This window comes from Sideroxydans sp. CL21 (assembly GCF_902459525.1).
Lineage (GTDB): Bacteria > Pseudomonadota > Gammaproteobacteria > Burkholderiales > Gallionellaceae > Sideroxyarcus.
Genome location: NZ_LR699166.1, coordinates 2,680,707 through 2,694,721 on the forward strand (window position 1 = coordinate 2,680,707; position 14,015 = coordinate 2,694,721).

Below are 14,015 nucleotides of genomic sequence, written 5' to 3' on the forward strand. Positions count from 1 at the left end.
ATGCACTCCCGTGCGAGCTGTCACAATATGCCAGCAATAAACTCGGCTTCCACGACCGCTATAGTTCACTCGAAGTACTTTGGTTTCTTTTACGCATGCACTGTGAGGGAGATTCACCATGACCGGCAGCAATCAATACATTTACGATTTTGAAAAGGGTGATGGCAAGAACAAGATGCTGCTCGGCGGCAAGGGCGCGAACCTGTGCGAGATGACGCAGATCGGTTTGAACGTCCCGCCCGGTTTCACCATCACCACCGATGCCTGCAATGCCTATCTGGAAAAGAACCAGTTGCCCGCGGGATTGATGGACTCCGTCAGGACGCACATGCAGGCGCTGGAAAAGAAGACCGGCAAGGGCTTCGGCAGCGACAAGAACCCTTTGCTCGTCTCGGTGCGTTCCGGTTCGTCGATGTCCATGCCCGGCATGATGGATACCATCCTCAATCTCGGCCTCAATGAAGTCTCGCTCAAGGGACTGATCAAGCAGACCGGCAACGAGCGTTTCGCTTACGACACCTATCGCCGTTTCATCCAGCTGTTCGGCAAGATCGCGCTCGATATCAGCGACGAACATTTTGATGCGAGCATGAGCGCGATCAAGCGCAAATACGGCGCACCGCAGGACCTGGACCTGAATGTCGACCATCTCAAGGAATTGGCGAAGGAGTTCCTCGCCATCGTGGAACGCCATACAGGCAAACCCTTCCCGCAGGATCCTTACGAGCAACTGGAGATCGCCGTGGGCGCCGTGTTCGGCTCCTGGATGGGCAAGCGCGCGGTGGATTACCGCAGGCAATTCAAGATCACCAAGGACCAGGCCAACGGCACCGCGGTGAATATCTGCACCATGGTGTTCGGTAACATGGGCAACGACTCGGGCACGGGCGTGGGCTTCACGCGCAACCCCGGCACCGGCGAGAACCTTATCTACGGTGAATATCTGACCAATGCGCAGGGCGAGGATGTGGTGGCGGGCATACGCACACCCAAGGCCATCGCCGAGATGGAAAAGGAAATGCCGGAGATCTACCGCCAGCTGATCACGCTGCACAACCGGCTGGAATCGCATTACCACGAAGTGCAGGATTTCGAGTTCACGATCGAGAAAGGCATCCTGTATTGCCTGCAGACACGCAACGGCAAGATGAACGCGCGCGCCATGGTGCGCACGTCGGTGGAATTGTTCAACGAGGGATTGATCACCAAGGAACGCGCGCTGTTGCGTATCGAACCGGCCATACTGGAGCAGTTGCTGGTGCCTCAACTGGCGCCGAACTTCCACGGCAAGTCACTGGCGCAGGGTCTGCCCGCCTCGCCCGGCGCCGCATCCGGCAAGATCGTGTTCGATGCCGACACTGCCGAATCGCGCGGCCGCGCCGGCGAGAAGATCATCCTGGTGCGCGAGGAAACCAAGCCGGAGGACATCCACGGCTTCTTCCAGGCACAGGGCATATTGACCAGCCGCGGCGGCAAGACTTCGCACGCGGCGGTGGTGGCGCGCGGCATGGGCAAGCCGTGCGTCTCGGGTTGCGAGCAGATCGTCATCAACGACGTGCTGCGCAGTGCCCAGATCGGCGACACCGTCCTGCAGGAAGGCGATGTCATCACGATCAACGGCGGTACCGGCCATGTGTATGCGGGTGAAGTGCCGACGGTGGAGGCAGAATTCTCCGAGGAACTGGCCACACTGCTGTCCTGGGCGGACGAGATGTCCCGGCTCAAAGTGATGGCGAACGCCGACACACCCGGGGATGCACAGCGCGCGCGTGAGTTCGGTGCCATGGGCATCGGCCTGTGCCGCACCGAACGCATGTTCAACAGCACTGACCGCTTGCCCATCGTGCAGGAAATGATCCTGGCCGAAACGCAGGAAGAGCGCCAGTCAGCGCTGGATCGTCTGTTGCCGATACAGCGTGCCGACTTCAAGGGAATCTTCAAGGCGATGAAGGGACTGCCCGTCACGGTGCGCCTGCTCGACCCGCCCATGCACGAATTCCTGCCGACCGCCGCGCAACTTGAACTGGAGATTGCACACTTGCACCAGTTGCGCGACACCATCAAGGGCTTGGAAGAACTGCCCGAGACCCTCAAGCTACTAAATCCCAAGCTATATCAGCAATATGCAGACGGCCTGACCAAACTCATGGGCGGCCTGAATGACTTCAAAGAGTCGCATCTGGAAGAAGATGTGATCAGCAAGAAAGAGGTAGTCCTGAAGAAAGTCCGCGCACTGGCCGAGGTCAATCCGATGCTGGGCCACCGCGGCGTGCGTCTGGGCATCACGTATCCCGAGATCTACTCAATGCAGATACGTGCTGTACTCGAAGCCGCCGCACTGTGCGCAAAGGAAGGGCTCGTTATCTACCCCGAGATCATGGTGCCACAAGTGGCGACTGTGGAAGAGCTCAAGCGCATCCATAGTTACGTGGAACGCATCCATGCAGAAGTAAACGCGACTCACGGCATTGATGTGCAATTCAAGTTCGGTTCCATGCTGGAAGTAGTACGTGCTTGCGTGCGTGCCGGACGCATGGCGGAAATCGCCGAGTTCTTTTCCTTCGGCACCAACGACTTGACGCAAGCTACCTTTTCGTTCAGCCGCGAAGATGCGGAAAACAAATTCCTGCCCGCATACAACGAAACTGGCATTCTGGAAGACAATCCGTTCGAAGTGCTGGACATCAAGGGAGTGGGACAGATCATGAAAATGGCGGTAGAAAGGGGCCGCAAGACCAATCCCGACTTGAAGATCGGCATCTGCGGCGAACATGGCGGACACCCGGGCTCCATCCGTTTCTGTCATCACGTCGGGCTTAACTATGTCTCATGTTCCGGTCCGCGCGTGCCTATTGCCCGTCTCGCTGCAGCGCAAGCGAAGCTGTTGGAAAATGAGTACAAGGAACCGAGCTGATTCCATTCAATGCGGAAACAGCAATGATGCGGGGTGCGCGAGACGCCCCCCATAATGTTCATATGCTGCTTCTCGTTCGCGTCTTGTTGTAACTTGATCTAACCTTGGGAGGAAGTATGAACAAACAGAATATTGCCATCATCGGACTGGGCCGGATCGGATCGGCTTTTCTCGACGCGATGCTGCAGAAGAAACAAAACATCAATCTGGTTTGCGTTGCTGAACGCGCAGACACACCAGCCAAAGCTCAAGCCGTGGCAAACGGAATCAGGATCGCCAGTCTGGATGAGATCGCCGCCATGGGCGACAAGATCGACATTGTCTTCGAATTGACCGGCTTGCCGGAAACACGCAAGGAACTGCGTGAAAAATTCCTGAACACACAGAATGTCCACACGGTCATTGCCTCCGAGTCCATTGCTCGGCTGATCTGGTCTCTGATCAGTGATGCTGATATGCCTGTCATACAGGGACGAAAAACCGGCTATTAATCCGCTCGTTTCTGCAGCAAGAGAGCAGATGCATGGCAGCTGATTCAAAAAACTTAATGAACTTGACGCAACGTTCTCCGGTCGGATGACCGGAGAACGTCAAGACGCACTAGGCGCCCAACTCATCCTTGAGTACCGCGTGATCCAATTCCTTTTCCCATTTCGAGACGACGATCGTGGCGACACCGTTGCCGATGAAATTGGTCAGCGCGCGTGCTTCCGACATGAAACGGTCGACGCCGAGTATCAACGCGAGACCGGCCACCGGGATAGACGGCACGACAGCCAGCGTCGCGGCAAGCGTGATAAACCCGGCACCGGTCACACCGGAAGCGCCTTTTGAAGTCAGCATCGCGACGCCGAGGATGGACAGTTGTTGAGTCAGTGTGAGGTCGATATTGAGTGCCTGGGCGACAAATAGTGCCGCCATGGTGAGATAGATGTTGGTGCCGTCAAGGTTGAACGAATAGCCCGAGGGCACGACCAGACCCACCACCGATTTCGAACAGCCGAGCCGCTCCAGTTTTCCCATCAACGGCACCAGCGCCGACTCGGAGGAGGAAGTACCGAGCACGGTCAGCAGTTCTTCCTTGATGTAATAAATGAACCGGAAGATATTGAACCCGACCAGCAAGGCTATGGTGCCGAGGACGATGATGATGAACAGCAGGCAGGTCAGGTAGAAACTGCCCATCAGTGCTGCCAGCGGCTTCAGTGCACCGATGCCGTATTTGCCGATGGTGAAAGCCATGGCCCCTCCGGCACCCAGCGGTGCCACTTTCATGATGGTGTTCATCATCGCAAAGAAGATATGCGAACACTCCTCTATAAAATGGTGCACCTGCTGCCCTGCCTTGCCCATGTGCATCATCGCGTAACCGAACAGGATGGCGACCAGCAGCACCTGCAGCAGATCGCCGGAACCGGTGAAGGCGTCGGTAAAGGTCTTGGGAATGATGTGGAGAATGAAGTCCACCGAGCTTTGCTCCGAGGCCACCTTGGCGTAATTGGCCACGGCCTTGGCATCGAGAGTTGTCGGATCGACATTGAAGCCGGCGCCCGGCCGGATAAGATTCATCACCGTCAAACCGATGGCCAGCGCTATCGTCGATACGACTTCAAAATAGAGCAGCGCCTTGCCGCCAACACGGCCGACCTTCTTCATGTCGCCGGCTCCGGCAATGCCGAGGACGACCGTACAGAAAATCACCGGACTGATCAGCATCTTGACCAGGGCAATGAAGCCATCGCCAAGCGGTTTAAGTGTCACCGCAGTGGCGGGGGCAAAATAGCCCAGCGTGCCCCCGGCAAGAATGGCCAGCAGAACCCAGAAATACAAATGACCGGTCAAGCGCTTCATATTCTCTCCCTTGGGTGACTTACCCAGCCCCCCAGATTTAGTTTTATTGGCCAAAAAGGCTGCCCAGTATTCCGGCTTACGCAAGCAAAGGCAACCCTGATCTTTCCGGTATCGGTAAACGCGAACCGGATGCTCGCCGCTTACCCCTTGATATCGATGAGTTTTCAGTCAGGCCAGTGATAACTTTGCGGCAACGGGCGCTTCACGGATAGGCAGGTTGATGATGGCGGCAAACGTGGCGAGCGCCATGTCCGCGTACCACATCCAGCCGAAGTCACCGAACCGGCTGATCGCAAGCCCGCCCAGGTAAGCTCCAAAGAAGCCGCCGATCTGGTGGGTCAACAGCGTGAGTCCGAACAGCGTCGCCAGATAGCGGAAGCCGAACAGCTTTCCGACGATGGCCGCGGTCGGCGGCACCGTCGCCAACCAGGTGAAGCCGAGGCCTGCCGCAAACAGATAGAAGGTCAGCTCTGTGCGCGGCATCAACAGGTAGAACCCGATCAGAAGCACGCGCGAAGCGTACATCGCTGCCAGGATGTATTTGCTGCGGTAGCGCGCAATGCACCAGCCCGCGTAGAGGCTCCCGAATATGTTGGCCAGACCGATGATGGCGAGCGACCAGCTTGCCACCGAAGGCGGCAGCCCGCACAGATGGACTTCGCCCGGCAAATGCGTGACCAGGAAAGCGATATGAAAACCGCAGGTGAAGAAACCTGCATGTAGCAGCAGATAGCTGCGATCCTTCATCGCGCTGCCGATCGCTTTCAGCACTCCGTGATCTGCATCCGTGTGAGTGATCGGCTTGTCCACCGGCCTGGTCAACTTGCCGACCAGAGGGAGCGCGGTCAGGGTCATTGCCGCCATCGTCCACATCGCGCCCATCCAGCCCACCGACTGAATCAGTTTTTGCAGGATCGGCGCAAAGACGAACTGGCCGAAGGAACCGCCGGCATTGATAACACCCGAAGCCGAACCCTGCGCTTCTATGGGCAGGCGCCGCGCCGCCGCGCCTATCAGCACCGAAAAGCTGCCCGCACCCGCGCCTATGGCAGCAAGCAGTCCGAGTGTAAAGGTCAGCCCGAAACCGGAATGCACGAACGGCGTGACGGCACTGCCCAAAGCGAGCAGGAGTAGCCCGCCGATCAGCACGGCGCGCGGGCCGAAATGGTCGGCGACAGCGCCGGCGACAGGCTGGATCGCACCCCAGGTGAACTGCCCGATGGCCAGGGCCAGGCTGATGGTCGCAATGTCCAGCCCCGTCGACGTGCCGATCGGCCCGACGAACAGCCCCAGCGATTGGCGCGCGCCCATGGTCACCATCAATATGCCGGCAGCAGCCAGGGTCGTGGTCAGAACATCGGAGCGGCCAAGAGAACGCAACATGGAATTTTCAGAAGCACATTGTTTTCGATAACAGTCGGCGAACTATACCAAAATAAATTGTTGGTCTTGCCCGCCGCAGGTGAAATGACCCTGCGGGCAGGCATTGTATGAGTGAGCCAGCATGTACAATTGGCCCGACAAAATCGATTGAATTCCAGACCATGCACGTGTTGAAACGGAGAACAACTTGAAGCACCACATCACCTACCCTAACCTGCCCCAGCGCATGCTGAAAGCGCGGGACAGCCTGATGTCACATTTTCGGCCCATCCTCAACCACTTCGGCGTGACCGAGCAGCAATGGCGGATATTGCGCGCGCTGGATGAACACGGACAGATGGAACCGCGAGAGCTTTGCGACATGTGCCAGATCTCGAGTCCCAGCATGGCGGGCATATTGTCGCGTATGGAAGAAGTCGAACTGATCGAGCGCGACGGTATACCGGGTGACCAGCGCCGCGTGATCGTGCATCTGTCGCGCAAGGGAACCAGACTGCTGAGCAAGATCGGCCCCCTGATCGACAAACAATATTCCTATCTCGAACAGGCCTGCGGCAAGCAGATATTTACCGACCTGTTTGCGGTGCTGGATAAATTCATCGACCTGAAGAACCGTCCCGTCAAGCAGGTCGATCTGCCCTGACGCCGGCGTCGGACGTACTAAGCGATCGCCGCCGCCAGTGATTCGGCCAGCAATCCGACCTTGGACCAGTTCAGCTCAAGCGCGCCGACCGGCATCGCGATGCTAATCCCATGATCCAGTACCGTTCCGACGAATGCCTCATCGCTGGCGATAGGACTCATGTAGATTTCGCGTTCCGGACTGATGCCGTCGCGCACGGCGACCAGCGCGAATGAAAGGCTGGATGCCTCTGCCGGCGTGAATTTCAGGACGAAATCCCGTGCCAACTGCAATTCGATCTGCTTGCCCAGCAGACGATGCCGGGTTCCGCTTACGCTGAACGGTTGCTCAGGCATGCGCCGGACTCCTCGCCACCTTGAGCATTCTCAGGCATTCCAGGTTGGACGCCAGCTCCAATGCAGTGAAATCGTCCAGCGTCATCAGGTCCGGGTTGGCGCCCGCCTCCAGCAATTGCCTGACCAGCGGCGCCTTGCCTGCCGAGGCGCAATAGATCAGCGCGGTGGCTCCGTTTACATTCTGGCTGTCAAGCGGCGCGCCCGCATTGATCAGTGCCGCGATGCAGGCTTCACTGTTGGCAAAGCAGGCGAACCACAACGCGCCGTTGCTGTCCGCATTCATCAAAGCCGGATCCGCACCGCGTGCCAGCAGTCCCTTGAGCGCCTCGATATCACCCGTGCGTGCAGCGTGCATCAATGGCGTGGTGCCATTGGGCAACGCGCTATTGACTCCGGTTTGCAATACGTCGGAAGTCCTGAATCCGGCCTGCAGCAGCCAGCACCTGAGTTGATTGTCATTCATGCGTGTTCCTTGTGATTCATTCATATGCGGGTAGAGTCGATATGCGCGGATCATCCAGCGCCATCCCGACTGCATAATGATATATCACCTGGAACCCGTCGTCTTTCAGGCCCAGCACCTCGTGGTCGGCATCGTCAAAGAAACAGCCGATGCCCGTGCCGCGCCAGCCTGCGGCTTCTGCTTCCAGCGTGATCACATGTCCCAGCATGCCGGCTTCCCAATGCAGGTGGCGGTACGCAGCGGGATCGGCAGCAACCGGGGCAGCGAATTCCGCCACCAGCATGAAAGCGACGGCGCATTGCGTGGCGATGTCTTGATGACAGGACAAGGTGCGCGCAGTCTTGCCGGTTTGCGCGGCGACCAGCTGGAACAGGGGCAACTCTGGGTCGGAGGGTTGCCAGGAAAATATCTCGCGTAAGGCTGCTTGCAGCAAGGGCTTGGCAGCATCGGATCGCGGCATTGCATACAGACCGGGCGCGACACCTTCCACCCGGTGCACCAGCAGCACGGGATGCACACGCGCCGCGAACGGCCAGAGATTCCACACCGGCGAACCACCCGGCAACAAGCCCGAAAGCATTCTCTTGAACACGGCATTCGGCATCACCGACTGGCCGTCGAAGGCCTGCGCGCTGCGGCGTTTGAGGATGACCCGGGCAGCCCGGATATCTCCATTGCATTCGCGAACAGCAGGCGGCTCAGCGATCAACGGATCGGCGACAGGCGGCGCTCCGCGGGTCGCTTCGGCCACTTCATCGATCACCGGCCATTGATATAAAGGTCTGGTATCGAGCAGGCCGGGTTTGCCTGTCCAGTGTTGCCAGTTGCCGGGCAGTTCTTCTGCACCGGCTTCCAGCGCGATGATCACCTCAGGCTCTTCGTCTTCCACGCCGATAAAATCGGCAGCGCGGTCCAATCCCAAATGCCCTGCAATCTCCGCCGAACCCATGTTCAACAGGCGGGGCCGCCAGCCGTGCAATGCCGCGGCATAACTCACGGCAGCCAGTGCATGCCCCAGGTCGAGCTGGCAATAACGGAAGGCGCGCTCGCCGTATTTCCACGCCTCGCGCCAATGAATGGAACTGAAGCCCAGCCATAGACCTTGTGCCTGAGCCGCACTTCCCCAGGCGCGTTTTTCCAGTGCATGGTGCAGATTCTGGTAGTGATACAAGCCGTCTTCTATACCGGCCACATCCGCGCAGATCAGCCAGGTTTCGGTGGGATGCAGATTGCCGGATGAAGGATTCGCGCGCAAAGACCAGCGCGAACCGCCGTATTCTTTCCACGCAGTCAGGCCGACGCACAAGCGCAACAATGATCCCAGATTGGCGGTATTCAGCGGCAAGGGTGCGCGCGCAACCGAAAGTTCACCCCAGGGGATATTGGATACAACGACATCGCGCGGCAGTGCGACTTGCTCCGTTCCTGTCCAATCGCGGAACGCTTTGGGCTGCGCTTCCCAGTCCAGGGTACCGGGGCCGGCGGCGTAACGATCCAGAGCGTGCTTGCTACGCGTGTGATATTCAATCACGGTAGCGACACGGGTATCTCTCATTATCAACTTAATCCGGTCAACTCGTCGTTCAGGCAACCGATGGGCTCGGCCAGTGTTCCATCTGCATCCATCTCGAAACGCACGAGATATATCTCTTCGTTGGGCATTTCCTGCGCATGGCCGACGTTGACCACCACACCGCGCGTGCCTGCTGCTGCCAGCAACGCGTCCGGTTCGACACCGGGGATGCTGCTCTCGCCGGTCTCTTCCAATGATTCGTTGAACAGGTCATGTGCCGCAAAGACCATATCCCCCATTTGAAATCTGCTCATAGCCACCTCATACACTCGGTATCAATGTCGCTTCACTGCGCAACGTTTCCTCGTTTCCCCACGCCGTCACCATTTCGACGAACCAGCGCGGGTCGCGCGGATGCGGGCAGAACAGATCGTACTCGGCATAGAAGCTGTTGTCGCTGTTGATGGTCAGTGTACCGCACCTGTCATTGCGTGAATTACGCCACACACCTTCATAACCCGGCAGCTGATTACCCGGATCGATTACACGGGTAAACTGCAAGGCGGCGAACTCGATGTTCGGTGCAGCGCCGGTCGCAGTATGGTTGGTCGCCTCTTTTTGCAGCGCAGACACGACACGTTCGGCCAACACTTCAAGTTTGGCAGGAAGCCGAAACGATGAAGCTAGAGCTACCATATGTCGGCAGGCGTTTTCAGCCGCTCGACCGGCACGCCGCCCAGCAGATGCCCGTCAAATATCTCACTCACATCCGCTTTGGTCACGTTGCTGTACATGACGCCTTCCGGATAGACCAATATGTTCGGCCCCATGCTGCAAGGCCCGATGCAACCGCTCGGCGTCACCAACACCTGCGCAAAACACTGGCGCTTTTGCCACTGCTGCATGAATTCATCCACCACTTCGCTGCAACCTTTCTGTCCGCAGGAGCCCCGCGGATGACCGGCAGGCCGGTTCTGCGAGCACACAAATACATGTCTTGCTGGCCTTGCCATGCTCAAATCCTCTCTTGCGCAGCAAGACAGCGTCCCTCTCGCCCATTTTGCGGGAGAGAGCTAGGAGAGAGGGAAATGGACATGACGAATCTCATCAGAAAAAATATCTGCTTCATGTCCATTAAGCTCCCGCCGCCAAAGGTGAATGCGTATGGCACTGTTTCGGGCAAACGCGCGAACAGGAACCGCAGCCGATGCAATCCAGCATATTGGCAAGCGTCATCACCATGCTGTTGTCTTCATCCTCGTCATAGTTCTCGTCATCCTCGCCGCGTTCGACCAGCTCGAACACTTTGCGCGGGCAGACCTTGTAACAACGGCCGCAGCCGATGCAATTGGCCGCATTGAGCGCGGTGACGAAGGTGGGTTCGTAAGGCGTACCGCCTCGGGTGATACCGGTGATGTTGGACATATCTCTTTCCTTTATCCCTGTGCTTCTTTCTGTGCTGCCGCCAATTTCGCGTTTGCTGTTGCCCACGCCTGGCAAGCGTCGTAAGTCGATTGTGCGATGCCGGGGATCTGCTCGTACCCGGCAGGCAACTTGTCCTCGACCAGATCGTGCAACTGCGAAGCCCATTCGCTGGAGATGCGTTTGAGCCGCTTCACTTCCTTGTCGAGTGTTTTCAGTTCTTCTTCAGTCATGTTCGCTCCTTCGGAGAGGATTCAGGATGCGGGATACAGGATTCAGAAAACCCGCAGCCCCACCTTTCCCTGAATCCCGTATCCTGAATCCCGTATCCTGAATCCCGTATCCTGAATCCCGTATCCTGAATCCCGTATCCTGAATCCCGTATCCTGAATCCCGTATCCTGAATCCCGTATCCTGAATCCCGTATCCTGAATCCCGTATCCTGATTAAAGTCCCGCCACTTCCGGATACTTGCCAATGATCTCCAGCGCCACGGATAACAGCTTGTCGCCTTCATCCTTCATCTTGGACAGGCTTTCGTAACCATAGCGGTGTACGTCGCGCAGGGTACGGTCCATCACCACCAGTTTGCCCACGGTGATCAATGCACGTCCAAAGCCTTCATGTGTGATGTTGATGCTGGGCACCGCCATCAGGCCGCATTCCTTTTCGATCAGGGATGAGACCGCGTTGTAGAACGCCTTGATGCGCGACAGCATGATCTCGTCCGGATCGCCGATCACCGGGATCGCACGGCGCTGTTCCTTGGTCACTACATAAGGCGCCAGGATACGGTCGGCGGGCCAGCCGTCGTAAGTGCCATAGCTGTCGATGGCGCGCATCTGCTTGACCATCTCCTTGATGAAATCGGTGGTCAACAACGGGTCCTGTTCTACTGCCTGATTCATGGTGTTTCTCCTTCGGTTGAATGATTACTCTTTTCGATTCGCGTACATATGCGGTACCCAACCGGACAGCCGCCCCAACAACAATCCCGCCACAACGCCCAAAGCTGCGCCCAGCACTGCTCCAATGTCGCCCATATCCAGAGATGCTCCGACACCCGCACCGACCAGCGCCAGCACACTGGGCAACAGGTATGCCAGCAGTCCCGACTTGAGCATGTCGCCCTCGCTCATGCTCAACTGCAGCTCATCACCGGCACGCACATTTGAATCGCAATGCACTTCGATCGCCTTGCGGTTGCCGGAAAAATATTTCCCCAACCCGGACACGCCGCACGCACTGCGCGACTTGCAACCGCCGCAACCGGACTCGTTGCTCGGCTCGACGAGTATCGTGCCGTTGTCTGTTGACACCACGCGTGCAGTCGTCTCTATCATTCCTGCCATTCCTCGTCTTCGGCAAAGCGCCCGGCACCCGACTGTTTCTTGAGATGCTTCGCAAGCCATACGGGCGGGTCGTTGGCCAGGTTCTTTTGCAATCCCGCCAACAACTCATCAATCAGCGTACCCTCGTCCACGCGCATCGGCTGGATGCCCTTGGCCAGCAATTGCTGGATGGCCGAAGCGCCTGCTGCATTGCAGTACACCGCCGCGCAATCGCCCAGCAGTTCGACCTTGGCGGCGAGCTTGCCCTCGTGCCCGTCCATCGCGGTTTCCATGAACTCGGCCACTTCGATCATGCGTGTCGAACTCGCATCGAGCTCATAGATCGCAAACGCTTCGGCTGCGCCGAAGTGTTGATTGACCGCGCGGCGATCACTGCTGGCAAAAGCGATCTTTACCGTCATGTCTGCCTCCTCAATAGGTGTGACCAGTCGCAGGTGTCGCACGACACACCTCTCCGAAATTGTCTTTCGCGTTTGTCCCCTCTCCCACTGGGGGAGGGTTACACCCGCAAGGGGTGGGCCGTGGTTGTAAAGCCGCTAAAGCGGCAACATCCACGCACGGGTGGGGGAAATGCGTAGCATTTCCTGTCCGCTGGGAATAAATTGAGACATAGGGTTCCGTCTCGTGATGCCCGTGTTCCACCACCATGTTGGCCAGATCGAACAGGGCCTGACGCGTGCCGCGATAACCGACCCAAAGCCGCTGGTAGCCGCCGATCAAGTCGTACAGAGGAAAACCGGCACGCAGCAGCGGAATACCCAAGCGTCGCGCGCTTTCAGCCGCATGCGAATTGCCGATGATGAGTTGCGCGCCGCTTTTCTTTGCCGCGTTCTCCATATCTTCCAGGTCGCCTATCGCGACTTGCGCCGCAGCGACTTCCTGCAAGATGTTGGCGCGTGCGGGTGCCACGGCGGCAACCACCTCACAACCCATCTCCGTCACCAGCTTGGCGAATCCATACAGCAGATCGGGATCACCGGCGATGGCCACGCGTGAAAAACCCAGCATGAAATGACTGTCCACCATCGCATCCTGCAACTGTGTACGCTGCCGCTCGATCTTCTCCGGCACGGGCTTGCCGCTGATCCCGGCCAGTGCCGCGACGAAGCCATCCACTGCATCCAGCCCCATCAAACTGTTGAAACGGTAGTCCGGCACCCCGGTTTGTTCCTTGAGGAAATCGGCTGCTTCAAACAGCGAGTTGCCCAACACCAGCGTGGCGATGGATTCGCCCATGCTGGAAATATCCGACACCGGAGTGCCCCCAACCGTCAACGGGCTGCTTTCCATTTCGGTGAGATGCCCGTCCAGCGAATCGCCGATGTCCGGTAATACCAATGGGCGCAGGCCGAACGCCTCGATCAGCTCCTTGATGTGTTCAATATCGCCGGGCGTGAGGAAAGAGCCGGCCAGCACGTTGACCTGTTTCTTGCGCTTGCCGACCAAGCTCCCTCTCCCCCCGGGGGAGGGCTGGGGTGGGGGAACACTCTGAATTAATACCTCCAGCGTCGCTTTAACCGCCAGCGCATACCCGCTTTCCATACAGCCGGTGAAATCCGGCGTATTCACCGGCACGATGGGGATATGCGCGAACTCTGGATTCGCCGCGTAAAAATCCTTCACCAGCCTTTTGATGTCCGTACCCTGTGTTTCAGATAGCCCGGTTGTAGGCAATCCGATCAGCGCCGGTTTGCTTTTTTCGCACACGGCCTTCAATCCGAGCAACACGTTCTCGTCCGCGTTCATCACCGTGGACACCTGATCCATCGCCGTGGTCTGCAACGGCACCGGCTCGCGGAAATGACGTACGAAATACACCTTGCCGAATGCAGTACAGCCCTGCGAGCCGTGCATCATAGGGATCGCTTTGTTGATGCCGAGGAATGCGAGCGATGCACCGACCGGTTGGCTGGCCTTGAGCGGATTCACCGCGAGTGCTTTGTTGCGTTTCAGTATCTCGGCCATGTCATGCTCCCGTCATTCCGGCGTAGGCCGGAATCCAGCAAAAACGAATAGACGTAGGGTGGGCACGCTTCTGTGCCCACGCGGGACAGCAATCGAGAAACGCGTGGGCACAAAAAACGTGCCCACCCTACACATGCCAAAATTATTTCGCACATCATCACTGAGCATTGTTTA

At 57.9% G+C, this 14,015-nt stretch carries 17 protein-coding genes; 3 read left to right on the plus strand and 14 right to left on the minus strand.

The window, feature by feature from the left end; translation table 11 throughout:
• The first annotated feature begins 118 nt into the window (after window positions 1–118).
• Window positions 119–2,914 carry a pyruvate, phosphate dikinase gene (ppdK, locus tag QOY30_RS12515; RefSeq protein WP_283744952.1) on the plus strand — a complete coding sequence of 932 codons (2,796 nt, stop codon included), beginning with the start codon at window positions 119–121 and terminating at the stop codon, window positions 2,912–2,914.
• A 116-nt stretch (window positions 2,915–3,030) separates the two neighbouring features.
• Window positions 3,031–3,405 (plus strand): Gfo/Idh/MocA family oxidoreductase, encoded by a 375-nt coding sequence (locus tag QOY30_RS12520; RefSeq protein WP_283744953.1) that lies wholly within the window; start codon window positions 3,031–3,033, stop codon window positions 3,403–3,405.
• Window positions 3,406–3,514: 109 nt separating this feature from the next.
• Here QOY30_RS12520 and QOY30_RS12525 read toward each other — a convergent pair whose 3' ends face one another.
• A complete protein-coding gene (locus QOY30_RS12525) occupies window positions 3,515–4,765 on the minus strand; it encodes a dicarboxylate/amino acid:cation symporter (protein WP_283744954.1) in 1,251 nt (416 codons plus the stop codon).
• 168 nt (window positions 4,766–4,933) lie between these two features.
• Window positions 4,934–6,148: an MFS transporter gene (locus tag QOY30_RS12530; protein WP_283744955.1), complete on the minus strand. Its 1,215-nt coding sequence runs from the start codon at window positions 6,146–6,148 to the stop codon at window positions 4,934–4,936.
• A 187-nt stretch (window positions 6,149–6,335) separates the two neighbouring features.
• Between QOY30_RS12530 and hpaR the strand changes: the two genes are divergently transcribed.
• Window positions 6,336–6,791, plus strand: a complete 456-nt coding sequence (gene hpaR / locus QOY30_RS12535; protein ID WP_283744956.1) for a homoprotocatechuate degradation operon regulator HpaR — start codon at window positions 6,336–6,338, stop codon at window positions 6,789–6,791.
• A 17-nt stretch (window positions 6,792–6,808) separates the two neighbouring features.
• On the opposite strand, the gene QOY30_RS12540 is transcribed toward hpaR, so the two are convergent.
• The 12 genes from QOY30_RS12540 to nifN form a co-directional block, all read right to left on the minus strand.
• Window positions 6,809–7,126 carry a hypothetical protein gene (locus QOY30_RS12540; RefSeq protein WP_283744957.1) on the minus strand — a complete coding sequence of 106 codons (318 nt, stop codon included), beginning with the start codon at window positions 7,124–7,126 and terminating at the stop codon, window positions 6,809–6,811.
• On the minus strand, window positions 7,119–7,589 hold the full coding sequence (locus tag QOY30_RS12545; protein ID WP_283744958.1) for an ankyrin repeat domain-containing protein: 471 nt from the start codon (window positions 7,587–7,589) through the stop codon (window positions 7,119–7,121). Before QOY30_RS12545 ends, QOY30_RS12540 begins: the two co-directional genes overlap by 8 nt.
• A gap of 16 nt (window positions 7,590–7,605) precedes the next feature.
• Window positions 7,606–9,144, minus strand: a complete 1,539-nt coding sequence (locus QOY30_RS12550; protein WP_283744959.1) for a nitroreductase family protein — start codon at window positions 9,142–9,144, stop codon at window positions 7,606–7,608.
• Window positions 9,145–9,146: 2 nt separating this feature from the next.
• Entirely contained in the window at window positions 9,147–9,416 is a 270-nt protein-coding gene (locus QOY30_RS12555) for a nitrogen fixation protein NifZ (RefSeq protein ID WP_283744960.1), read from the minus strand.
• 7 nt (window positions 9,417–9,423) lie between these two features.
• Window positions 9,424–9,735, minus strand: coding sequence for a hypothetical protein (locus tag QOY30_RS12560; protein WP_283744961.1), 312 nt, complete (start codon window positions 9,733–9,735; stop codon window positions 9,424–9,426).
• A gap of 56 nt (window positions 9,736–9,791) precedes the next feature.
• Window positions 9,792–10,115: a (2Fe-2S) ferredoxin domain-containing protein gene (locus QOY30_RS12565; protein ID WP_283744962.1), complete on the minus strand. Its 324-nt coding sequence runs from the start codon at window positions 10,113–10,115 to the stop codon at window positions 9,792–9,794.
• Between the two features lie 121 nt (window positions 10,116–10,236).
• On the minus strand, window positions 10,237–10,527 hold the full coding sequence (gene fdxB / locus QOY30_RS12570; protein WP_283744963.1) for a ferredoxin III, nif-specific: 291 nt from the start codon (window positions 10,525–10,527) through the stop codon (window positions 10,237–10,239).
• An 11-nt stretch (window positions 10,528–10,538) separates the two neighbouring features.
• Window positions 10,539–10,757 (minus strand): CCE_0567 family metalloprotein, encoded by a 219-nt coding sequence (locus QOY30_RS12575; RefSeq protein WP_283744964.1) that lies wholly within the window; start codon window positions 10,755–10,757, stop codon window positions 10,539–10,541.
• Between the two features lie 213 nt (window positions 10,758–10,970).
• Window positions 10,971–11,432, minus strand: a complete 462-nt coding sequence (locus tag QOY30_RS12580; protein WP_283744965.1) for a NifX-associated nitrogen fixation protein — start codon at window positions 11,430–11,432, stop codon at window positions 10,971–10,973.
• Window positions 11,433–11,456: 24 nt separating this feature from the next.
• Window positions 11,457–11,867, minus strand: a complete 411-nt coding sequence (locus tag QOY30_RS12585; RefSeq protein ID WP_283744966.1) for a SoxR reducing system RseC family protein — start codon at window positions 11,865–11,867, stop codon at window positions 11,457–11,459.
• Window positions 11,864–12,277 carry a NifB/NifX family molybdenum-iron cluster-binding protein gene (locus QOY30_RS12590; protein ID WP_283744967.1) on the minus strand — a complete coding sequence of 138 codons (414 nt, stop codon included), beginning with the start codon at window positions 12,275–12,277 and terminating at the stop codon, window positions 11,864–11,866. The genes QOY30_RS12585 and QOY30_RS12590 overlap by 4 nt, the downstream gene beginning before the upstream one ends.
• A 10-nt stretch (window positions 12,278–12,287) precedes the next feature.
• Window positions 12,288–13,841: a nitrogenase iron-molybdenum cofactor biosynthesis protein NifN gene (nifN, locus tag QOY30_RS12595; RefSeq protein ID WP_283744968.1), complete on the minus strand. Its 1,554-nt coding sequence runs from the start codon at window positions 13,839–13,841 to the stop codon at window positions 12,288–12,290.
• Window positions 13,842–14,015: the final 174 nt, after the last annotated feature.

What these genes read in the sequence shown, in the direction of transcription:
- QOY30_RS12565 (WP_283744962.1), bottom strand. Translation starts at nt 10,115, where the DNA reads ATGGCAAGGCCAGCAAGACATGTATTTGTGTGCTCGCAGAACCGGCCT.
- fdxB (WP_283744963.1), bottom strand. Translation starts at nt 10,527, where the DNA reads ATGTCCAACATCACCGGTATCACCCGAGGCGGTACGCCTTACGAACCC.
- QOY30_RS12580 (WP_283744965.1), bottom strand. Translation starts at nt 11,432, where the DNA reads ATGAATCAGGCAGTAGAACAGGACCCGTTGTTGACCACCGATTTCATC.
- ppdK (WP_283744952.1), top strand. Translation starts at nt 119, where the DNA reads ATGACCGGCAGCAATCAATACATTTACGATTTTGAAAAGGGTGATGGC.
- QOY30_RS12550 (WP_283744959.1), bottom strand. Translation starts at nt 9,144, where the DNA reads ATGAGAGATACCCGTGTCGCTACCGTGATTGAATATCACACGCGTAGC.
- QOY30_RS12520 (WP_283744953.1), top strand. Translation starts at nt 3,031, where the DNA reads ATGAACAAACAGAATATTGCCATCATCGGACTGGGCCGGATCGGATCG.
- nifN (WP_283744968.1), bottom strand. Translation starts at nt 13,841, where the DNA reads ATGGCCGAGATACTGAAACGCAACAAAGCACTCGCGGTGAATCCGCTC.
- QOY30_RS12530 (WP_283744955.1), bottom strand. Translation starts at nt 6,148, where the DNA reads ATGTTGCGTTCTCTTGGCCGCTCCGATGTTCTGACCACGACCCTGGCT.
- QOY30_RS12585 (WP_283744966.1), bottom strand. Translation starts at nt 11,867, where the DNA reads ATGATAGAGACGACTGCACGCGTGGTGTCAACAGACAACGGCACGATA.
- QOY30_RS12590 (WP_283744967.1), bottom strand. Translation starts at nt 12,277, where the DNA reads ATGACGGTAAAGATCGCTTTTGCCAGCAGTGATCGCCGCGCGGTCAAT.
- QOY30_RS12525 (WP_283744954.1), bottom strand. Translation starts at nt 4,765, where the DNA reads ATGAAGCGCTTGACCGGTCATTTGTATTTCTGGGTTCTGCTGGCCATT.
- QOY30_RS12555 (WP_283744960.1), bottom strand. Translation starts at nt 9,416, where the DNA reads ATGAGCAGATTTCAAATGGGGGATATGGTCTTTGCGGCACATGACCTG.
- QOY30_RS12545 (WP_283744958.1), bottom strand. Translation starts at nt 7,589, where the DNA reads ATGAATGACAATCAACTCAGGTGCTGGCTGCTGCAGGCCGGATTCAGG.
- QOY30_RS12575 (WP_283744964.1), bottom strand. Translation starts at nt 10,757, where the DNA reads ATGACTGAAGAAGAACTGAAAACACTCGACAAGGAAGTGAAGCGGCTC.
- QOY30_RS12540 (WP_283744957.1), bottom strand. Translation starts at nt 7,126, where the DNA reads ATGCCTGAGCAACCGTTCAGCGTAAGCGGAACCCGGCATCGTCTGCTG.